Genomic DNA, 17712 nt, shown 5'->3' with positions numbered 1-17712 from the left:
GATTGAAGGCAGCCGTAATCTCCGGTGCATTCCAGAATATTATCTGCCTGCAAATACCGTGGAATTTACGCTAATAGCCGTCTTGGCATTTTATGTCAGTATAAAAAACAGATTAAAATCAATATCCATTTATTTACAAAATAAACAAAATAACAACCTATTTTAAACAATTCGGTTTTACATGAATATTAAGTCGCTTTTTTAACTTAAAAAACCATCTGTTTGTGATCGCTATCCCTCAATGAAAATGAAAATAAGTTAACTATTAACCTTCTTAACAATAATAATGAGGTTAGCATGCTATTTACCATTCAACTTATTGTCATACTGATCTGTCTATTTTATGGAGCCAGAAAAGGTGGAATTGCACTGGGGCTGCTCGGCGGTATTGGATTAATCATCCTGGTTTTCGTTTTTCATTTACCGCCCGGAAAACCGCCGGTTGACGTTATGCTGGTTATCATCGCCGTGGTGGCCGCATCGGCGACGTTGCAGGCATCCGGTGGGCTTGACGTGATGCTGCAGATTGCCGAGCGTATGCTGCGCCGCAATCCTAAATATGTCTCCATCGTCGCTCCCTTTGTGACCTGCATCCTGACCATTCTTTGCGGTACCGGGCATGTGGTATACACCATTTTGCCGATTATTTATGATGTGGCAATCAAGAATAACATTCGCCCGGAAAGGCCGATGGCAGCCAGTTCTATCGGGGCACAGATGGGCATTATAGCCAGCCCGGTATCCGTCGCTGTGGTGTCGCTGGTCGCCATGTTGGGTAATTTTACCTTCAATGGCAAGCACCTCGAGTTTCTCGATCTGCTGGCCATTACTATTCCCTCGACCCTGTGCGGCATTCTGGCTATTGGTATATTCAGTTGGTTCCGGGGTAAGGATCTGGATAAGGATGAAAAGTTCCAAAGCTTCATTTCAGACCCAGAAAACTATAAATACGTTTATGGCGAAACGGCAACATTACTGGATAAGAAATTGCCCACCAGCAACTGGGTGGCTATGTGGATTTTTCTGGCTACCATAGCTATTGTTGCGCTATTGGGCGCTTTTTCTGAACTACGGCCATTAATTAATGGGAAACCACTTTCCATGGTATTGGTCATCCAGATGTTTATGCTGTGTGCAGGTGCAGTAATTATTATCGCGACCAAAACGAATCCGACCAATATCTCAAAAAACGAGGTTTTCCGTTCAGGCATGATTGCCATAGTGGCGGTTTACGGTATTGCCTGGATGGCCGAAACTATGTTTGGTGCGCATTTGGAAGAGATAAAGTCCGTACTGGGAACCCTGGTTAAAGAGTATCCCTGGGCCTACGCTATCATTTTGCTGCTGGTTTCCAAGTTTGTTAACTCTCAGGCCGCTGCACTTGCAGCCATCGTCCCTGTCGCATTGGCTATCGGCGTTGATCCGGCCTATATCGTAGCTTCTGCTCCCGCTTGTTATGGCTACTATATTTTACCCACCTACCCAAGCGATTTGGCGGCTATTCAGTTCGATCGCTCCGGGACAACCAACATCGGACGGTTCGTCATCAACCACAGTTTCATCATGGTGGGTTTGATCGGGGTTTCCGTATCCTGCGTGATGGGTTGGGTGCTGGCCGCGGCCTACGGGTTCTTATAACGGGGGGCGTAGCGCTGGATAATATTGTTTGTTGATGAGTCACTATTTTTCTTAGATGTGAAATGCAAAAAACCCGCTCAACGCGGGTTTTTTATCACTAATGCTTAACTGCTCAGGCTGGTGCCTTCATCGCTATCGTAAGTCTTAGTGAGGTTATCGGCGATTAAAGCGCGATAACATTAACAGCAGATGGGCCTTTAGCGCCGTTCTCAATCGAGAACTCTACTTTCTGACCTTCATCCAGGGTTTTAAAATCGCTGCTCTGGATGGCGGAGAAATGTACGAAGACATCTTTGCTGCCATCTTGTGGAGTGATAAAGCCGAAGCCTTTGTCAGCGTTAAACCATTTTACTAAACCAGTCATTTTGTTAGACATAGATATATCCTTTTCATTTTTTGAGCCACTCAACGTGGCGAACATGGCCTGTTTTGCAGATTTTTACTTATGGGGCACTTAGGAGGAGGCTCATGAAGAAGGGTATCTAGAGATAACGCTTGAACTGAGAACTGCTTTACTAAAACTGCTTTCATAAGGTCTGTGTTCCAAACCGATGCTGCCATAGTAGGCTTGGTTTGATTTATTAAGCAAGGATTAATTTCCTTAATGTCATTGGCAGGCCAATATTTCCTTGGTGCCGCATGAGGGATAATGACAGGACTCAGGCTGTGTGGCAGGCATCTTTTATCGTCATGTGGCTGATGTAGAAAAGATAAAAGCCCTGACAATGGTTGCCAGGGCTTTTAAGGTACTATCGACTTCAAATTTAACATTAATGAACTTACTGATTTCTTACTGCTAAGGTATACCATTAAATGTACATGTTTATCACAGATAATATTGGGCGAACTAAAACCTCCCCTATATTTACCAGTTTACGTTTATCATCAATCCTGATAGATATTCAAAGATTGATGGCTTAACCAGGTACATCTCCCCTCGCGATATAGACTCTTTGATGCGTGGCCTCACTTCTATTGCGATCTGTTGCACTAAACTGAAGAATCGCAAACAAAAAACAATTAGAACATGGCCTTACATCATCGCGTGTTGGTACACACCCTGCGATTGTAGGTACTGACTACATGGCCTGAAAGCGTCATCAATAGAGAATGTTGCTTATCTCGATACTGATGCCCATACAAAAAATACTTCGTGGCCTTTATCGCAAAAATAACTGTAATAACTAAACTTCAATACTTTTACCTTTATCAACAAGCTATTATTACGCTGTTGATGATTACTAATCTACTGGTTTTTTAAGGGGTGTCAATACTGTTTTTAATAACATGTTTTTAATGACATGTCTTTATTAACAGTATTCATAATAATCATCGACTAAGCATCATGGAACGCTTATTTTTCAGCCTCAAATCTTGAGTTTTAGGAGGTTTATTATGCTTGAAATTCGTACAGTGGCGGTAGGGTAAAACTTATTTTTTAATTAATTAATGAAAACAAAATTATAGTGGAACAGCAGAGAATGGCAGTGTCTGACATAGCCCGCTGCAGAAGCAACGGGCTGGTTTTGATGCTATCAGGGCTTGGCGATAAAGCGGGCCAGCCGTTGATGCAATTGACTGTTCTCTTTACGTAAATGCTCAATTTCTTCCAGCAGCGTCAGCGTTACCGCAATTCCGGGCCAATCCAGAGCCAGCTCGCGATGCAACTGCTCAGCGCGATGGAAGGTGATTAATGCACGATCGTCAAAGATCCAGTCTTCAGTCTCGGGATCGCGCGGTTGAATCACTCCCAGCCCGACAATTTCCGTCAGCTCATCCTGTGAAACGCCGGTATGCAGGCAAAACTCGGTAATGGTGAAAGTTACTGTTACGTTAGCCATTTTGCTTACTCCAGTCTTTGCGCGGATCGAAGCTCTGCTGGGCTTCTGCCAACTGTTGCCACAGCGCGGCGCTTTTTTCGTCCGGCTTCGGTGGCATCATGACCTTAATCACGGCATACAAATCCCCGGTTTCTTTTTTGCCGACCAGGCCTTTTCCCTTGATGCGCAAGCGCTGCCCGGTTTGGCTACCGGCAGGAATGGTCAACAGGATACTGTCTTTCAGTGTGGGTACCGGTACTTTGGCGCCGAGTGCGGCTTCCCACGGGGCGACTGGCAGCACGATCTCCAGATTGTGACCGACGATGTCGAACAATGGATGCGGAGCAATGCGGATGATCAGATAGAGATCGCCGCTGGCACCACCGTCAGTTCCTGGTCCGCCCTGGCCCTTAAGACGAATGCGTTCGCCATCGCCAACGCCGGCGGGGATTTTCACATTAAGGGTTTTAGGAATTTCCTGCTCCACCATGCCGAAAGCGTTATATACCGGCAGGCTATAGCGAATGGTACGGGTTTGCTCGGCCTGGGTTTCTTCCAGGAAGATAGCCACTTCCATTTCAACATCCTGGCCGCGCATGCCCTGACGTCGTTGACGATGTTGTTGGCCACGGGCATGTTCGCCGAACATGGAGGAGAAAATATCGGAAAAATCTTCGGCGTTATGAGCACTGCCATGCTGCGTCTGGCGGCCAAAATTGGGATCGTTGCGGTGCTCTCGCAGTTGATCATATTCGGCGCGGCGTTCGTCGTCTTTCAGCACTTCATAGGCTTCGGCGACCAGTTTGAACTGTTCCTCGGCATTCGATTCGGTGCTGACGTCGGGGTGATATTTTCGTGCCAGTCGGCGATAGGCAGTTTTGATTGCCTTGAGATCGTCCGCCGGCTTAACCCCTAAAATGGCATAGTAGTCCTTGAATTCCATAGCGTTATCATCTCACTTCAATCTTTCGTCAGGGGGATAGTTGAACCTGTATTGGGTGAAACTTTACTCTTAGTCGGGCTGTTTGTCGTTGATGTCCCGATGTCATCAGGCGGTTTGGCAACCAAAAAGCGGAGCCGGGTGGCTCCGCTGCGGGATCATGCCCGTTTCAGTAGTCGGGCAACCTGGAACAGGCTAAAAGAGCTGAACAGCATTTCAATGCCGACAATGGTGGTCACCAACACCACCGACGTCACGGGATCGGCGCTCAGCAGCAGCCAGGCAATCGCCAAATCCAGAACGCCAATCACCAATTGCAACCAGCTTCCTTTAACTTCACGCAGCTTATAGCCGGCGATCAGACGAGCAATCCCACCCAGCGCAAACAAGGCGGCGAGATAAATTGCCATGGCGAAAATGCCCACCGCCGGGTTGGTGATAAAAACGTAGCCGATAATCAGGTAAGCCACCCCGAGCAGAATGCCGCCGATCATCGGCCAGGTATTTTGCAACCGGTTGGCAACCATGGCGAAAATCAGACCGAATCCACTCAGCAACAAGAAAATCCCCACGACCATACTGATCGCCGCGCCGGAGGCGAAGGGGCTGAACAGGCAGAAAAGGCCGCCCAATAACAGCAGTAGCGAGATGATTAACAGCGGGGTGCGTTGTTTCTTTAGGCTCTGTTCGTCGATGTTCAACGAATGAAGATGATTCATATTTAGCATGATGTAACTCCCTTGTTTTGAATGTCCTGTACTGTTCACCACTGAGTATAGTGGAACACGCCGCCTTGAGGATGATGCATGGCTGCGGTGTTTTTCCTCCGGTACCAAAAAGAGTCTCGCAGGTGGATTACATAAGGTTTTTCATGGCATACGTGCCAGAATAGAGATAAAACCGATGCCGCTATGCTGACCGAGATAATAGATATCCGATGATGGCTCCTTCCCGCTTACTGAAATTTCTGCTGCCTTATCTGTGGCCTAAAGATAACCCTAAACTGCGTTATTACCTGGTTATTGCCTTTGCTTTCATGGTGATTTCCAAGGTCAGTATCACGCTGGTGCCGCTGGCATACAAAGCGATGATCGACGCCCTGAGCGGCGAAACCGCCAAAATGCTGGCCATCCCCATAGGATTGATTTTGGCCTATGGCGTCGCCCGTATCGGTGGGGCGTTATTTGAAGAGCTGCGCAACGTGATGTTTGTGCATGTCAGCCAGAATGCCACCCGATTACTGGGGCTGCGGGTTTTCAGACAGTTGCACGCGCTGAGCCTGCGCTTTCACCTGGAGCGCCAAACCGGCGGGTTATCGTTATCGATCGAACGCGGTACCCAGGCGGTGGCAACGGTGCTTTCGCGGCTGCTGTTCTCCATTTTCCCCATTTTGTTCGAAATCACCCTGGTCGCGGTGATCATGTGGCATCTGTTAAACGGTTGGTTTGCACTGGCCATTTTGCTGACGGTCGGCTGCTATATCCTGTTTACCGTGATGGCGGTCAGTTGGCGTAGCCGCTTTCGGCGCGAGCTTAATCAGGCGAATGCCGATGCCAATACCAAATCTATCGACAGCCTGCTCAATTATGAGACGGTAAAATACTTCGGTAACGAAGACTTCGAGGCCGAGCGTTTTAATATGTCGCGCCGGCTGTATGAATATGCCGCCATCAAGAACCAGTTCAGTTTTACCGCTCTGAACCTCGGGCAAACTGCCATTATTTCCATCGGCCTGATCGTGATGATGGCGATGGCGGCGCAGGGCATTGTGCAAGGGCGCATGACGATTGGTGACTTTGTATTGGTGAATGCCTATCTGCTGCAACTCTATCAGCCGCTGAATTTCTTCGGTTTTATTTATGCCGAGGTCCGGCAGGCGCTGATCGATATGGAAAACATGTTCGATTTGTTGCAGGAAGAGCAGGAAATCGTCGATCGGCCGGATGCGAAGGCGCTGCACCTGGCTGCTGGCGAGGTGAGTTTTGACTCGGTCAGCTTTGGCTATGATGCGCGTCGGCCGATCCTGAAAAACGTCAGCTTCACTATTCCGGCCGGTAACACGGTCGCGGTGGTCGGAGCCTCGGGGGCGGGCAAGTCCACGCTGTCCCGGTTGCTGTTTCGTTTCTATGACGTGAGCGGTGGCTCGGTCTCGATTGACGGCCAGGATATCCGCAGCCTGAAACAGGCCAGCCTGCGTGCGGCGATCGGCATCGTGCCGCAGGACACCGTATTGTTTAACGATACGCTGGGCTACAACATTGGCTACGGTAAAACCGGCTCGAGCCAGGACGAGATCGAGCGGGCCGCCAGGTTGGCGCATATACATGAGTTTATCGTCAGCCTGCCCGACGGCTATCAAACCCGGGTGGGGGAGCGTGGGCTTAAGCTGTCCGGCGGTGAAAAGCAACGGGTGGCGATTGCTCGTACCATTCTGAAAAATCCGGCGATCCTGGTTTTCGACGAAGCCACCAGCGCGCTGGATACCCAGACCGAACGCGAAATCCAGTCGCACTTACGTGAAGTGAGCCGTGACCACACCACGCTGGTGATTGCGCACCGTTTATCGACGGTGGTGGATGCCGATGAAATTATCGTGCTGGATGCCGGTGAAATCGTTGAGCGCGGACGGCATGAAGCCTTGCTGGCAGCCAATGGCCGCTATGCTGCGATGTGGCAAAACCAATATAACGACGAACAGCAGCCCTGAAGGTGTTGACCCCGGGCGCTTTACTGCGCCTGGGGATTGTCGTTTATAGATCGCCGGTCAGGTACTGCGCTACACCGTTGCCGAAACTCCAGTCGCCCTGACTGTTGGTGGTGATTGACACCATCAGGTCACTGCCTTCAATCCCACAGTTCTCCTTCAGCTCCCGGCTGAGATCGGCATAAAAACGCTGTTTCTGCTGCTCGGGTCGCGGGCTGGTAATCACCCGTACCACCACCAAATCGCGGGTGCGAGTCAGGTTAAGGCCGGTGTCTTCAATCACCATATGGTGAGCCTTGTTTTCATGAACAATCTGGTACCTGTCACGCGGCGGGACCTCAAAGGCGCTGAGCACCGCGCGGTGGGCAGCATCGAGCAGGGTTTTCAGTTCGGCTTCGCTGCGGCCCTCAATGACTTCAAAGATAAGTAATGGCATTTTTATAATCCTGTCAGTGGGTTAATCTCGATATGAGGCAGCGAGTCATCTTCGCCCTGGAGAACCCATCTTAGCCAAGCGGCGGTGTGGGAAGAAGCGCTATACTTGAACTCATTGTTTATATAAATGAACAGTCGACGATGAAAAACCCAAAAATAGAAACCCTGTGGACCCATTTGCACTGGCTCACCGTGCTGGCCGAGCAGGGCAGTTTTACCCGTGCGGCGGAGCGGCTGGATGTCAGCAAAGCGGCGATGAGCCAAAAAATCAAAGAGATTGAAACCTTGGCCGGGGTGCCGCTGGTGCAACGCACGACGCGCAGCGTCAGACTGACCGATGCCGGGCTGCGACTGGTGGAGGAACTGCGCCAGCCTTTCGCGCAGATAAAGCAGAGTTTCTCCGGCATTTGCGATTCGGCCGGGCCGCTGCGTGGTTCGGTACGGGTGACGGCGCCGGTGGCGTTTGCCCGCCAGCAGCTGGTGCCACGTATTACCGGCTTTCTGCGTGCTAATCCGGAGGTGCGGTTGCAGCTTGAGGTGTCCGACCGGCTGGTGTCGTTAACCAGCGAAGGGTTTGATTTGGCGATCCGCCACAGTGACAACCTGCCTGATACCCATGTTGCCTGGCGGCTGTGCCAGACCGAAACCTTGGCGGTGGCCTCGGCAGACTACGTGAAACGGCACGGCATGCCGGTTTCACCGGCCGATCTGCAACGGCATCAGTGTCTTTATTATCCTCGCAGCAGTGAATCCCCGAGCTGGAGCTTTGTCGCCAAACAGGCAGCAGAGGGCAAGACAGAAAAGATTCGGGTGCCGGTCAGCGGCCCGTTTGCCACCAACAACAGCGAGTCGATACGTGATGCGGCAGCGGAAGGCTTGGGCATTGCCCTGTTGCCAGACTTTAGCGCGCAGCAGGCATTGGCAGACGGCAGATTGATCGAGGTATTACCGGCCTGGCGGCCGATAGATGCCTTTGCTGACAGCCTTTATGTGGTACGCCCTTATGCGCCCCAGGTCTCGCGAGCGGTGGCGGAGTTCAGCCGTTATCTGCGCAGTGCCTTTGCCGAGGGGTTTTCGTCTGCCGGGTGCTGAATTGCCAGCGTTACCACCCACCAAGGCTGGCGCAATGGTAACGCTAATTATAAGAACGATGTGATTAACGCAGCCCCTGGACCAGCGAGTCGGCGTTGATGTCCGCGATGGTTTTCGCGCCGATCAGCGTCATGGCGACGCGCATTTCTTTATCGATCAGCTCGAGCAGGTTGGCGACTCCGGCCTGCCCGGCGGCGGCCAGCGCATAGGCAAAGGCGCGCCCCAGCAGCACGCCGTCGGCGCCCAGAGCAATCATGCGCACCACGTCCAGCCCGCTGCGAATGCCGGAGTCGGCCAGCAGGGTGATATCGCCTTTTACCGCCTCGGCAATCGCCGGCAGCGCATGGGCAGTGGATAACACGCCGTCCAGCTGGCGGCCGCCGTGGTTGGATACCACAATACCGTCGGCACCAAAGCGCACCGCATCTTTGGCGTCTTCGGGATCCAAAATGCCTTTGATGATCATCGGGCCTTGCCAGAACTCGCGGATCCAGTCCAGATCCTTCCAGGAGATGGAGGGATCGAAGTTGGTACCCAGCCAGCCGATATAGTCTTCCAGGCTGGTGGGTTTGCCGCGATAGGCCGAGACGTTGCCCAGATCGTGCGGCTTGCCGCACAGCCCGACGTCCCAGGCCCACTGCGGATGGGTCACCGCCTGCAACATGCGGCGCACGGCGGCATTGGGGCCACTCATGCCGGAGTGGGCGTCGCGGTAACGCGCACCGGGCACCGGCATATCGACGGTGAATACCAGGGTTTTCACCCCGGCGGCTTTGGCGCGCTCCAGCGCATTGCGCATAAAGCCCCGATCTTTCAATACGTACAGTTGGAACCACATCGGCCGATCGATTGCCGGTGCCACTTCTTCAATCGGGCAAACAGAGACCGTCGACAGGGTAAAAGGAATGCCTTTCTGCGCGGCGGCTTTGGCTGCCTGGACTTCACCGCGTCGGGCGTACATACCGGTTAACCCGACCGGGCCGAGGATCACCGGCATCGCCAGTTTTTCACCGAACAGGCTGGTTTCCAGGCTGAGGTCGGACATATTGCGCAGTATGCGCTGGCGCAGCGCGATGCCCGCCAGGTCTTCCGTGTTGCGTCGTAGCGTGTGTTCCGCGTAGGCCCCGCCGTCAATATAGTGAAACAGAAAAGGCGGGAGCTTAGCCTGTGCAGCGGCCCGGTAATCGGTTGAAGCGGAGATAATCATATTTATACCTTATTTCGATAATGGGCTTTTACGCTCAGAGGATCATTGCCTGCGCCATCACAGCGGCGATCCCCCCGTACACCAACATGGGCAATACGGTCTTTTTGATAATTTTGCCTTCGGCATTGCCGATCCCGAGGATTGAGCAAACGGCGATAATATTGTTCAGGCATATCATGTTGCCCATCGCTCCCCCGACGGATTGCAGTGCCAGCGTCAGGTTGACGTTTAGCCCGCTGCTCAGGGCGATAGACTGCTGGATGCCGCCGAACGTCAGGTTGGAAACGGTATTGGAACCGGAGAAAAACGAACCCAGCGCCCCAAGGAAAGAAGAGAACAGCAGCCAGCTTTCCCCCGTCAATGCCGCCAACGCCTTGCCGATGAGGATCACCGGCGCATTGTCGCCGCCCAGCATCATCAGGTTGACCATCACCAGCGCACCAAACAGGGCGATAAAGGGTTTAGCCACGCGCCCACCGGTTTCTGCGAACATCTGTTTTACCTGCCTGCAGTTCAGCCGGAACAGGGGAATACACAGCACGACCACCAGCAAGAAAGGGATCAGTGCGGGTACATACAGCGTTTTGTAGCTGGCGGCGGCAGAAGTGCCGAATACCTGCTGCAATTCAATGATCAGGGCATTGCTGACGCGTAGCTCACCCAGGTTGCCGAGGCTCCCTTGCCACAGCAGTGCGCTGCTGTTGAGCAGCGCTTTGATGCCCAACTGGTGGATACGGGTCACTATCAGAATAGCAATCAGCAGCAGGGTCGGGGTCATTGCCTTGATGACCTGAACGAATGGCACGGCCTGGGGAGATGTTTTGCCTTCGCAGCGGGTCAGGCCGATGCCGGCACGCGCCAACAGCACCGACAGCATCAGGCCAATGGCGCCGCCCACCAGAGCCGGGAATTCATAGTTAACCTGTGCCAGCAGCAGGTAAGGCACCGTGCAACTCAAGACGCTGAGTAAAATAAACGGCAGGTTATAGCGAATTTCACGCCAGGAAACGATAAAACGCAGCGCCAGCAATGGGATAACAAATCCGGCGACAAAGTGGATCAACGCGGTCTGACGGCCAATTTCCAGCAGGCTGGCATCGGATAACCCCAAATTGGCAAAGCCGAACCAGGTGGGCGTGCCGACGGCACCGAATGAGACGGGAACCGAGTTCATGACCAGCGTCAGCAGCGCAACGCGCAGGGGGTTAAAGCCTAGCCCGACCAGAATGGGGGCGGCAATGGCGGCTGGCGTGCCGAATCCGCTGGCGCCTTCAATCATAAAGGCGAATGCCCAACCGATAATCATCAACTGAGCAACCGGATTGGGGCTGATATTTTCCAGCCAACGACGAACCACGTTTTCCGCACCGCTGATTTGCATCAGCTTATTCAGCAAAATCGCGCCGGCAATAATGGTTATCGGGGTGAAAACCGACACCAGTGCGGTAATGATATTGGCGTGCAGCAGCAGGGGCAGACTGTCGAACCAAAACATTTGCACGCCATACACGGCAGCGGCCGTTAAGGGCAGCGCGATATAAGAGGGCACACCGTTCTTTTTGGTCATCATCCAAATCAGCAGGACGATCGGCGCAATACTGAAAAACAGGGACATAAGAGCCTCAGCGTTATTATAGTTATTTGTAGAGGTATGTAGCCGGAAGGTTAATTACCGCAACATTTTCATTCTAATCACAACGCTGGCTGATGTTCTATTCTGCAATTTTCCAGGATGGGGATGTGGGTCGGTATAGTGACTTTGCGGGATGATTTCCGATTATTGGGTTTGTTTTTATTTGATTTAAAATCAATTGGATATAATTTTTTGTTGTGTGATGAATGTGCTGGGTCACATTGATTACACAATAATTACCAATAGATTATATTCAAAAATGGAGTAATCCCGCGGCTCGCTCACGAGCCAACGAAAAATAATTATGTGACTCACTTCAAAAATAGTGACTGATATTCTGATAGGACGTAATGATATGTTCGATCAGCAGCCGGGTTTTTAACGGTAAATTGCGGGTATAAGGGTAAACCGCGTAAATACCTAATACCTTGCCACAGTGGCCGCTCAAAACCTCCACCATGCTACCTTCCTGTAAATCCTCGTACACCATGCAGCGTGGCACCATGGCAATGCCATAACCGGCGATCACCGCCTTGCGGATCGCCCGGGCGTTATTGGCGGACAGGTTGCCACTAACCTGCAGTTCATAAATCTTGTTGCTGCCCGGCTGCTTCATCAGCCAGTTGTCAGTGCCGCTTTCCTGATAGGTATAGGTCAGACAGTTATGCTCGAGCAGGTCGCCTGCTGACTTCGGCTCAGAATATTGCTGCAGATAGCTGGGCGAGCAAACGATCACCCAGCGGGAGTTCAGGATCGGACGGGCGATCAGGCTGGAATCCGGCAGGGTGCCGGTGCGGATAGCCAGATCTATCCCTTCGTTGACCAAATCGGCAAAGCGATTTTCCAGCCGCATTTCCACCTTCAGGTTTGGGTGAAGGGCACAAAATTCCGCCACGCTTTCACTTAACAACAATTCCCCTGAAATGGTTGGCACCGACATGCGGATGATGCCGGTCAGTTCATCGCTGTGTTCACTGATGACGTTCAGGGCTTCCTGAGTTTTTGCGCTGATTTCTTTGGCCTGACGGTACAGGCTTTGGCCGTTTTCGGTTAGCGTCAGGCTGCGGGTGGTGCGGTACAGCAGGCGTGCGCCGAGAGATTTCTCCAGGCGACCAATGCGCTTGCTGACCACCGAGCTGGTGATGCCGGCGGTTTCAGCGGCTTTGCTGAAAGAACCGCAGTCAACAATCAGGGCGAACAGGATCAGGTCGTTGGCGTATTCATGTGTGGGCAGCATCGGTGGGTGTTTTCCTCGTCCCGGAGTAACGGCCAGTGTAAATCCTCAGGTTCAGGAATCAATCGTTGGCGACAATATGAGAATTGTTATTGATATCACTTTTTGGCCGCTTACAATGCCTGCCATCTCAAGATTTCAGGCTAAGGGTTCTTCATGGAGTTGCTACGGGTGGTTTACCGCCAGTATCGCTGGCCGTTTCTGGCGGTAATGGCGTTGACCATGGCCAGTGCGGCGCTGGGTATAGGCATCATCGCCTTTATAAATTTGCGGCTGATGACGGTGGCGGGCAACCCGCTGGCCGTATTGCCTGAGTTCCTCGGGCTGCTGGCGTTGCTGATGGCGGTCACGCTGGGCTCGCAGCTGGCGCTGACCACGCTCGGCCACCATTTTGTGTTCCGACTGCGCGGCCAACTGGTGAAACAGATCCTGGATACCGATATCGAGCGGATAGAGCAACTGGGCAGCGCCTCACTGTTGGCGAGTCTGGCCAGTGATATACGAAATATCACCATTGCCTTTGTTCGCCTGCCGGAGCTGGTGCAAGGGGTGATACTGACGCTGGGGTCGGCGGCCTATCTGGGCTGGCTATCTCCGCAGATGCTGGCGGTCACCGCCGTTTGGGTCGCGGTGACGGTATTTGGCAGCGGCTGTCTGGTCTCGCGGGTGTATCGTCATTTGACCAGCGTGCGAGAGGCCGAAGAGCGCCTCTATGAACACTATCAGTCTGCGATTGACGGCCGCAAAGAGCTGGCATTGAACCGCGATCGTGCAAAAGCGCTGTACCAGCAGGCCTACCAGCCGGATGCCGAAGATTATCGACAGCACATTATCCGCGCCGATACCTACCATCTCAGTGCGGTGAACTGGTCGAATATCATGATGTTGGGGGCGATTGGTTTGGTGTTTTACATGGCCAACAGCCTGGGCTGGGCCGATACCACCGTCGCGGCAACCTACTCGCTGACGTTGCTGTTCCTGCGTACCCCGTTGCTGCAGGCGGTGGGGGCATTCCCGACGCTGATCGGTGCCGAAGTTGCCTTCGGCAAGGTCAAAGCGCTGCGACTTGCCGATTATCAACCCGAGTTTCCTGCGGTAGCGGCCAAAGCCTGGCAAACCCTGGAGCTGCGCGATGTGATGTTCCACTATGGCGCGACGGAGCAAAAAACGGGGTTCGCCGTTGGGCCGATCGACCTGAGGTTGCAACGTGGTGAACTGGTCTTCCTGATTGGCGGTAACGGCAGTGGGAAGTCGACGCTGGCGATGTTGCTGACCGGGTTATATCAGCCGGTCAGTGGACAAATCTTGCTGGATGGCGTGCCACAGACTCCGAACGATATGTCTGACTATCGTCGTTTGTTCTCCGCCATTTTCACCGACTTTCATCCGTTCCACCATTTGCAGGGGCCTGAAGGCGAACAGCCGGATGCCGAACTGGTGGAAAGCTGGCTTAACCGTTTGAACATGAAAAGCAAATTGCAATTCGACGGCCTGCGGGTAACTAATCCACAGTTGTCGCAGGGGCAGCGCAAGCGACTGGCGCTGCTGCTGGCAGTGGCGGAGAAGCGGGATATTTTGCTATTGGACGAATGGGCGGCGGATCAGGATCCGCAATTTCGCCGAATATTCTATCGTGAACTGCTACCGCAGTTACGCGCTTTGGGCAAAACGGTGTTTGCCATCAGCCATGACGATCATTACTTCGAACATGCCGATCGGCTGCTGCAAATGCGTGACGGGCGCCTCAGCGAGTTGACCGGCAGCGAACGTGAACGTGCCAGCAAGGACTCGGTTTCGCAGATTGACTGAAATTAATATCACCCGGCCTGCACTATTGGGCTGGGTTATCCATTCTTCTCGCATGGCGCTATCCGCTAAAATCAGCATATCCCCGTGCTTCATGGTCACTCCCCAGCCTAAATTGTCGCCAATTTAACTTAAGTTGTGCTGATTAATTGTGTTTTGATTTATTGAATAGTGGTTTAATTTTGATCTATCTGCTTGTGCCACACTGCGGCTTGTCGATTAATCCACCCCAAATCTGGCGCCAATGACCTGACTAATCCTGTTGTCTTTCTGCCGCATACCTGACTTTAGGTACATGAGTAGCAGATATTTTTTAAATTTCTATAGGAACAAACTTCTTTATTGATCGTTTAAATAGATCAATAATTGCATTTTGATTAGTTTAATCTATTAGATGAGGCGGCTGTGATAAGCAAGGATGACGCGGATATCAAACGTAAAGCTTGGCTGTGCGTATTTATCGGCTGCGGGGTGTTTTGGCTGGCCGTTGCCGCCGTGATTTACTGGCTGCTTATTTAGGAAACAAATCGATGGACAAAAAGCGCGTAAAGAAGAAAGGGGGCGCCCGGGATGACAGCCCGGTCAAGATCCCCCCTTTATGGCAGTTGACCCAACAACAACGGGATTTTATCAACGATCTCTGGCAGGACGATGCCACGGAACCCGTACCGAAACCGGCCACCCGGCCCGGCGTTAACGAATAACTCTATTGCGCCCGGCCAATATGCCGAACAGCATCTGCAGCAGCGTCAGGCCCAGCAGAATGCTCAGCGGCAACTGCCAGCCCTGAGTCAGGTCATGTAACAGACCGAACAGCGTCGGCCCCAGCGCGGCCAGTAAATAGCCTACCGATTGCGCCATGCCTGACAGTTGCGTGGCCTGGTGATGATGGCTGCTGCGCAGGCCAAAGAACGACAGCGCCAGTACCAAAGAACTTCCCGCCCCCAGACCGGCAAAAATCAACCAAATCAGAGAATAGGTTGGCAGCAGCAGCAGCCCGGCGACGCCGATAAAAATCAGCAGTGAACTGCACAGCGCAATAGCCCGCTGATCGCGTGCGCGCGGCAGAATAAACACCATCACAAAGTTGGCGGCGATTGCCACCACCTGATAGATAAACAGCTCAAACCCCGCCTGCTGCGGCGAGGTGCCATGGCTGGCGGCGAAGGCGCTAAACCAGCCGATAATGGTATAGAAGGTGATGGACTGTAAGCCCATAAACAGCGCCACCTGCCATCCGAGCGCACTGTCCCAGGGGGAGCGGGGCGGCGCCGGCTGAACCGCCGGGGCATCGGCAGTCACCGAAGTCGCTGGACGGCGCAGCTGCGGCAGCCAGACAATCAGCGCCAACAACGCAGGTAGGCTCCAGCACAGCAGGGAAAAACGCCAACCGAGACCATTCAACCCCGCCAGCGGCACCGCCAGACCCGAAGCGGTTGCGGCCACCAGTGACATCACCGCCGCGTAACCGGCAATCATGGCGGCGGCACGGCCTGGAAAGTCGCGTTTCACCAGCGTCGGCAGGACCACGTTGGCAAATGCGATGGCAGCGCCGATCAGGATAGTGCCCAGCCATAACATGCCGGGTTGCGGCAGGGAACGCAGTGCGATGCCGAAAACCAGCAACAACAGTGCCATACCCAGCGTGCGTTCAATCCCCAGGCGTTTGGCCAGGCCAGGAGTCACTGGTGACAGCACGGCAAACAGGATCAACGGCAATGAATTAAGCAGGCCGGCCGCGGTGGCGGACAGCAACAACTGTTGCTGGATCTGTTCCAGTAACGGTCCGACGCTGGTGAGCGCGGCGCGCAGGTTGGCCGCGACCAGCATAATGCCGGTGACCAGTAATAATGGGTGGCGTAAACGGCTGCGTTTTAGGGGAGCAGACGTTGGGGGTAAGACAGATTGGGGCATTAGTTCCTCGCACCAGGGCAGGCAGTCAATCAATACTGCATGGCATGATGCGTTGATTGACGTTAACGCTTACGCATCGGCAGCGGCCAATGTCTGCGCGCAAGTGTAGGGAAGAACCCCTGACCTGACAAGGGGCTGGTTTTGCGATGTATGCGCCATTCCGGCGTCTGCGACGCCATGCCGGGAGGGGATAATTGCTGTTATGTGATCCCGATCACCTGATGAAATAAAAGTCAGCCAGCCGGGCCGCTGCACCCCCTCTTTCGTTTTCTGCTGCGCATTGGACTCCTCACCCCGGCAGCCGCGCCCACGCAGAGATTTCACTTTACCTTTCACTGGCCATTAATATTTTCACTTCATTTCGATCCGAAAGGTTTTTAGCCTCTTTTTCTGCTAAAACAGCGCTGTAACCCCGATCACAATTTCATTGCTTTCGCTTTGCTGTAATGCCAGCGCAGTAGAGCGAAAGCCATCTTCTCCCCGGCCCGGCCGGAAACCTGAGGACCGCAGCTCATGCCAGTGAATACCGCAAAGCGACGTGAACACATTATCGACTTGTTATGCGAGCACGGCAGCGTGCGCGTGGAGCAGCTCAGCAAACAGTTTGCAGTATCCACGGTGACGATCCGCAACGATCTGCGCTTTCTGGAACGAAAAGGGTGTGCGCTGCGGGCTTATGGCGGCGCGATGCTCAATCAGCAATTCGCCTTCGATCGCCCGTTGCATGACAAGGGGCGGTTAAACCGCGACGTGAAGTCGCAGATCGCAAGCGTAGCGGCCAGCTATGTGCGCGATGGTGACGCGCTGATCCTCGATTCCGGTTCCACCACTACCCAGATAGTGCCGTTCCTCAAAGGGCGACGCGATCTGGTGGTGATGACCAATGCGCTGAACATTGCCTATGAGCTTTCAGGTAACGATGGGGTGGAGGTGATGGTGCTGGGCGGCAGCGTGCGCCGTAACTCCTACTCGCTCTACGGTCCGGCTGCCGAGCAGCAATTGCGCCAGTACCGCTTCGACAAACTGTTTTTGGGTGTCGACGGTTTCGATCTGGTTGCCGGCATCACCACGCCTCACCCCGGTGAGGCCCACCTCAATCGCGTGATGTGCGAGGTGGCGCGCGAGATCATCGCCGTGGCGGATGCCAGCAAGTTTGGTCGCAAGAGCTTTTGCATGATTCGCGAAGCCGGACAAATTCATCGGCTGATTACCGACAGCCTTCTTCCGGACGATTACGAGCGGGCGTTAACCGAGTTGGGCGTGGAGGTTGTCATCGCTGACCGGTAGTA

General features: G+C 53.2%; 15 protein-coding genes and 1 pseudogene. 7 read left to right on the top strand and 9 right to left on the bottom strand.

What is annotated here, in order from left to right:
- Positions 1-297 precede the first annotated feature (297 nt).
- Positions 298-1638: an anaerobic C4-dicarboxylate transporter gene (locus ACNT1W_RS21800; protein ID WP_419246130.1), complete on the top strand. Its 1341-nt coding sequence runs from the start codon at positions 298-300 to the stop codon at positions 1636-1638.
- A 163-nt stretch (positions 1639-1801) separates the two neighbouring features.
- On the opposite strand, the gene cspA is transcribed toward ACNT1W_RS21800, so the two are convergent.
- The 4 genes from cspA to ACNT1W_RS21780 form a co-directional block, all read right to left on the bottom strand.
- Positions 1802-2014, bottom strand: a complete 213-nt coding sequence (gene cspA / locus ACNT1W_RS21795) for an RNA chaperone/antiterminator CspA (protein ID WP_012146565.1) — start codon at positions 2012-2014, stop codon at positions 1802-1804.
- Positions 2015-3173: 1159 nt separating this feature from the next.
- Positions 3174-3479 carry a chaperone modulator CbpM gene (gene cbpM, locus ACNT1W_RS21790; protein WP_012146564.1) on the bottom strand — a complete coding sequence of 102 codons (306 nt, stop codon included), beginning with the start codon at positions 3477-3479 and terminating at the stop codon, positions 3174-3176.
- Positions 3472-4401: a curved DNA-binding protein gene (gene cbpA, locus ACNT1W_RS21785; RefSeq protein ID WP_012146563.1), complete on the bottom strand. Its 930-nt coding sequence runs from the start codon at positions 4399-4401 to the stop codon at positions 3472-3474. Before cbpA ends, cbpM begins: the two co-directional genes overlap by 8 nt.
- A 155-nt stretch (positions 4402-4556) precedes the next feature.
- A complete protein-coding gene (locus tag ACNT1W_RS21780) occupies positions 4557-5126 on the bottom strand; it encodes an HdeD family acid-resistance protein (RefSeq protein WP_112363207.1) in 570 nt (189 codons plus the stop codon).
- 212 nt (positions 5127-5338) lie between these two features.
- Between ACNT1W_RS21780 and ACNT1W_RS21775 the strand changes: the two genes are divergently transcribed.
- Positions 5339-7105, top strand: a complete 1767-nt coding sequence (locus ACNT1W_RS21775; protein WP_041419027.1) for an ABCB family ABC transporter ATP-binding protein/permease — start codon at positions 5339-5341, stop codon at positions 7103-7105.
- Between the two features lie 43 nt (positions 7106-7148).
- Here ACNT1W_RS21775 and ACNT1W_RS21770 read toward each other — a convergent pair whose 3' ends face one another.
- Positions 7149-7538: a tautomerase family protein gene (locus ACNT1W_RS21770; RefSeq protein WP_012146560.1), complete on the bottom strand. Its 390-nt coding sequence runs from the start codon at positions 7536-7538 to the stop codon at positions 7149-7151.
- 140 nt (positions 7539-7678) lie between these two features.
- On the opposite strand from ACNT1W_RS21770, the gene ACNT1W_RS21765 reads away from it, so the two are divergent.
- Positions 7679-8629 (top strand): LysR family transcriptional regulator, encoded by a 951-nt coding sequence (locus tag ACNT1W_RS21765; RefSeq protein ID WP_218217312.1) that lies wholly within the window; start codon positions 7679-7681, stop codon positions 8627-8629.
- 64 nt (positions 8630-8693) lie between these two features.
- Here ACNT1W_RS21765 and lldD read toward each other — a convergent pair whose 3' ends face one another.
- From lldD to ACNT1W_RS21750, 3 genes and pseudogenes are all read right to left on the bottom strand, one after another.
- Complete coding sequence (gene lldD, locus ACNT1W_RS21760; protein WP_419246129.1) at positions 8694-9836, bottom strand: FMN-dependent L-lactate dehydrogenase LldD; 1143 nt, start codon at positions 9834-9836, stop codon at positions 8694-8696.
- A gap of 34 nt (positions 9837-9870) precedes the next feature.
- A pseudogene (locus ACNT1W_RS21755) lies at positions 9871-11460 on the bottom strand (L-lactate permease); the annotation flags it as partial.
- Between the two features lie 325 nt (positions 11461-11785).
- Positions 11786-12706 carry a LysR family transcriptional regulator gene (locus ACNT1W_RS21750; RefSeq protein WP_259191580.1) on the bottom strand — a complete coding sequence of 307 codons (921 nt, stop codon included), beginning with the start codon at positions 12704-12706 and terminating at the stop codon, positions 11786-11788.
- A gap of 153 nt (positions 12707-12859) precedes the next feature.
- Between ACNT1W_RS21750 and ACNT1W_RS21745 the strand changes: the two genes are divergently transcribed.
- From ACNT1W_RS21745 to ACNT1W_RS21735, 3 genes are all read left to right on the top strand, one after another.
- Complete coding sequence (locus ACNT1W_RS21745; protein ID WP_017893838.1) at positions 12860-14512, top strand: multidrug ABC transporter permease/ATP-binding protein; 1653 nt, start codon at positions 12860-12862, stop codon at positions 14510-14512.
- A 402-nt stretch (positions 14513-14914) separates the two neighbouring features.
- Positions 14915-15028: a YmiA family putative membrane protein gene (locus tag ACNT1W_RS21740; RefSeq protein ID WP_017893837.1), complete on the top strand. Its 114-nt coding sequence runs from the start codon at positions 14915-14917 to the stop codon at positions 15026-15028.
- A gap of 11 nt (positions 15029-15039) precedes the next feature.
- Positions 15040-15213 (top strand): hypothetical protein, encoded by a 174-nt coding sequence (locus ACNT1W_RS21735; RefSeq protein ID WP_017893836.1) that lies wholly within the window; start codon positions 15040-15042, stop codon positions 15211-15213.
- On the opposite strand, the gene ACNT1W_RS21730 is transcribed toward ACNT1W_RS21735, so the two are convergent.
- Complete coding sequence (locus ACNT1W_RS21730; protein ID WP_419246128.1) at positions 15203-16423, bottom strand: CynX/NimT family MFS transporter; 1221 nt, start codon at positions 16421-16423, stop codon at positions 15203-15205. The two genes, ACNT1W_RS21735 and ACNT1W_RS21730, sit on opposite strands and share 11 nt — an antisense overlap.
- A gap of 513 nt (positions 16424-16936) precedes the next feature.
- Between ACNT1W_RS21730 and agaR the strand changes: the two genes are divergently transcribed.
- Positions 16937-17710: a transcriptional repressor AgaR gene (gene agaR, locus ACNT1W_RS21725; protein ID WP_012146552.1), complete on the top strand. Its 774-nt coding sequence runs from the start codon at positions 16937-16939 to the stop codon at positions 17708-17710.
- Positions 17711-17712: the final 2 nt, after the last annotated feature.

The sequence above is a fragment of the Serratia sp. NFX21 genome (assembly GCF_048517035.1).
GTDB lineage: Bacteria > Pseudomonadota > Gammaproteobacteria > Enterobacterales > Enterobacteriaceae > Serratia > Serratia quinivorans.
The sequence above is the reverse complement of the archived record's forward strand: the minus strand, read 5'-3'. Positions and strand labels throughout refer to the sequence as shown.

What these genes read in the sequence shown, in the direction of transcription:
- ACNT1W_RS21800 (WP_419246130.1), top strand. Translation starts at nt 298, where the DNA reads ATGCTATTTACCATTCAACTTATTGTCATACTGATCTGTCTATTTTAT.
- agaR (WP_012146552.1), top strand. Translation starts at nt 16,937, where the DNA reads ATGCCAGTGAATACCGCAAAGCGACGTGAACACATTATCGACTTGTTA.
- cbpA (WP_012146563.1), bottom strand. Translation starts at nt 4,401, where the DNA reads ATGGAATTCAAGGACTACTATGCCATTTTAGGGGTTAAGCCGGCGGAC.
- cbpM (WP_012146564.1), bottom strand. Translation starts at nt 3,479, where the DNA reads ATGGCTAACGTAACAGTAACTTTCACCATTACCGAGTTTTGCCTGCAT.
- ACNT1W_RS21770 (WP_012146560.1), bottom strand. Translation starts at nt 7,538, where the DNA reads ATGCCATTACTTATCTTTGAAGTCATTGAGGGCCGCAGCGAAGCCGAA.
- ACNT1W_RS21780 (WP_112363207.1), bottom strand. Translation starts at nt 5,126, where the DNA reads ATGCTAAATATGAATCATCTTCATTCGTTGAACATCGACGAACAGAGC.
- ACNT1W_RS21765 (WP_218217312.1), top strand. Translation starts at nt 7,679, where the DNA reads ATGAAAAACCCAAAAATAGAAACCCTGTGGACCCATTTGCACTGGCTC.
- ACNT1W_RS21775 (WP_041419027.1), top strand. Translation starts at nt 5,339, where the DNA reads ATGGCTCCTTCCCGCTTACTGAAATTTCTGCTGCCTTATCTGTGGCCT.
- lldD (WP_419246129.1), bottom strand. Translation starts at nt 9,836, where the DNA reads ATGATTATCTCCGCTTCAACCGATTACCGGGCCGCTGCACAGGCTAAG.
- ACNT1W_RS21750 (WP_259191580.1), bottom strand. Translation starts at nt 12,706, where the DNA reads ATGCTGCCCACACATGAATACGCCAACGACCTGATCCTGTTCGCCCTG.
- cspA (WP_012146565.1), bottom strand. Translation starts at nt 2,014, where the DNA reads ATGTCTAACAAAATGACTGGTTTAGTAAAATGGTTTAACGCTGACAAA.
- ACNT1W_RS21745 (WP_017893838.1), top strand. Translation starts at nt 12,860, where the DNA reads ATGGAGTTGCTACGGGTGGTTTACCGCCAGTATCGCTGGCCGTTTCTG.
- ACNT1W_RS21730 (WP_419246128.1), bottom strand. Translation starts at nt 16,423, where the DNA reads ATGCCCCAATCTGTCTTACCCCCAACGTCTGCTCCCCTAAAACGCAGC.
- ACNT1W_RS21735 (WP_017893836.1), top strand. Translation starts at nt 15,040, where the DNA reads ATGGACAAAAAGCGCGTAAAGAAGAAAGGGGGCGCCCGGGATGACAGC.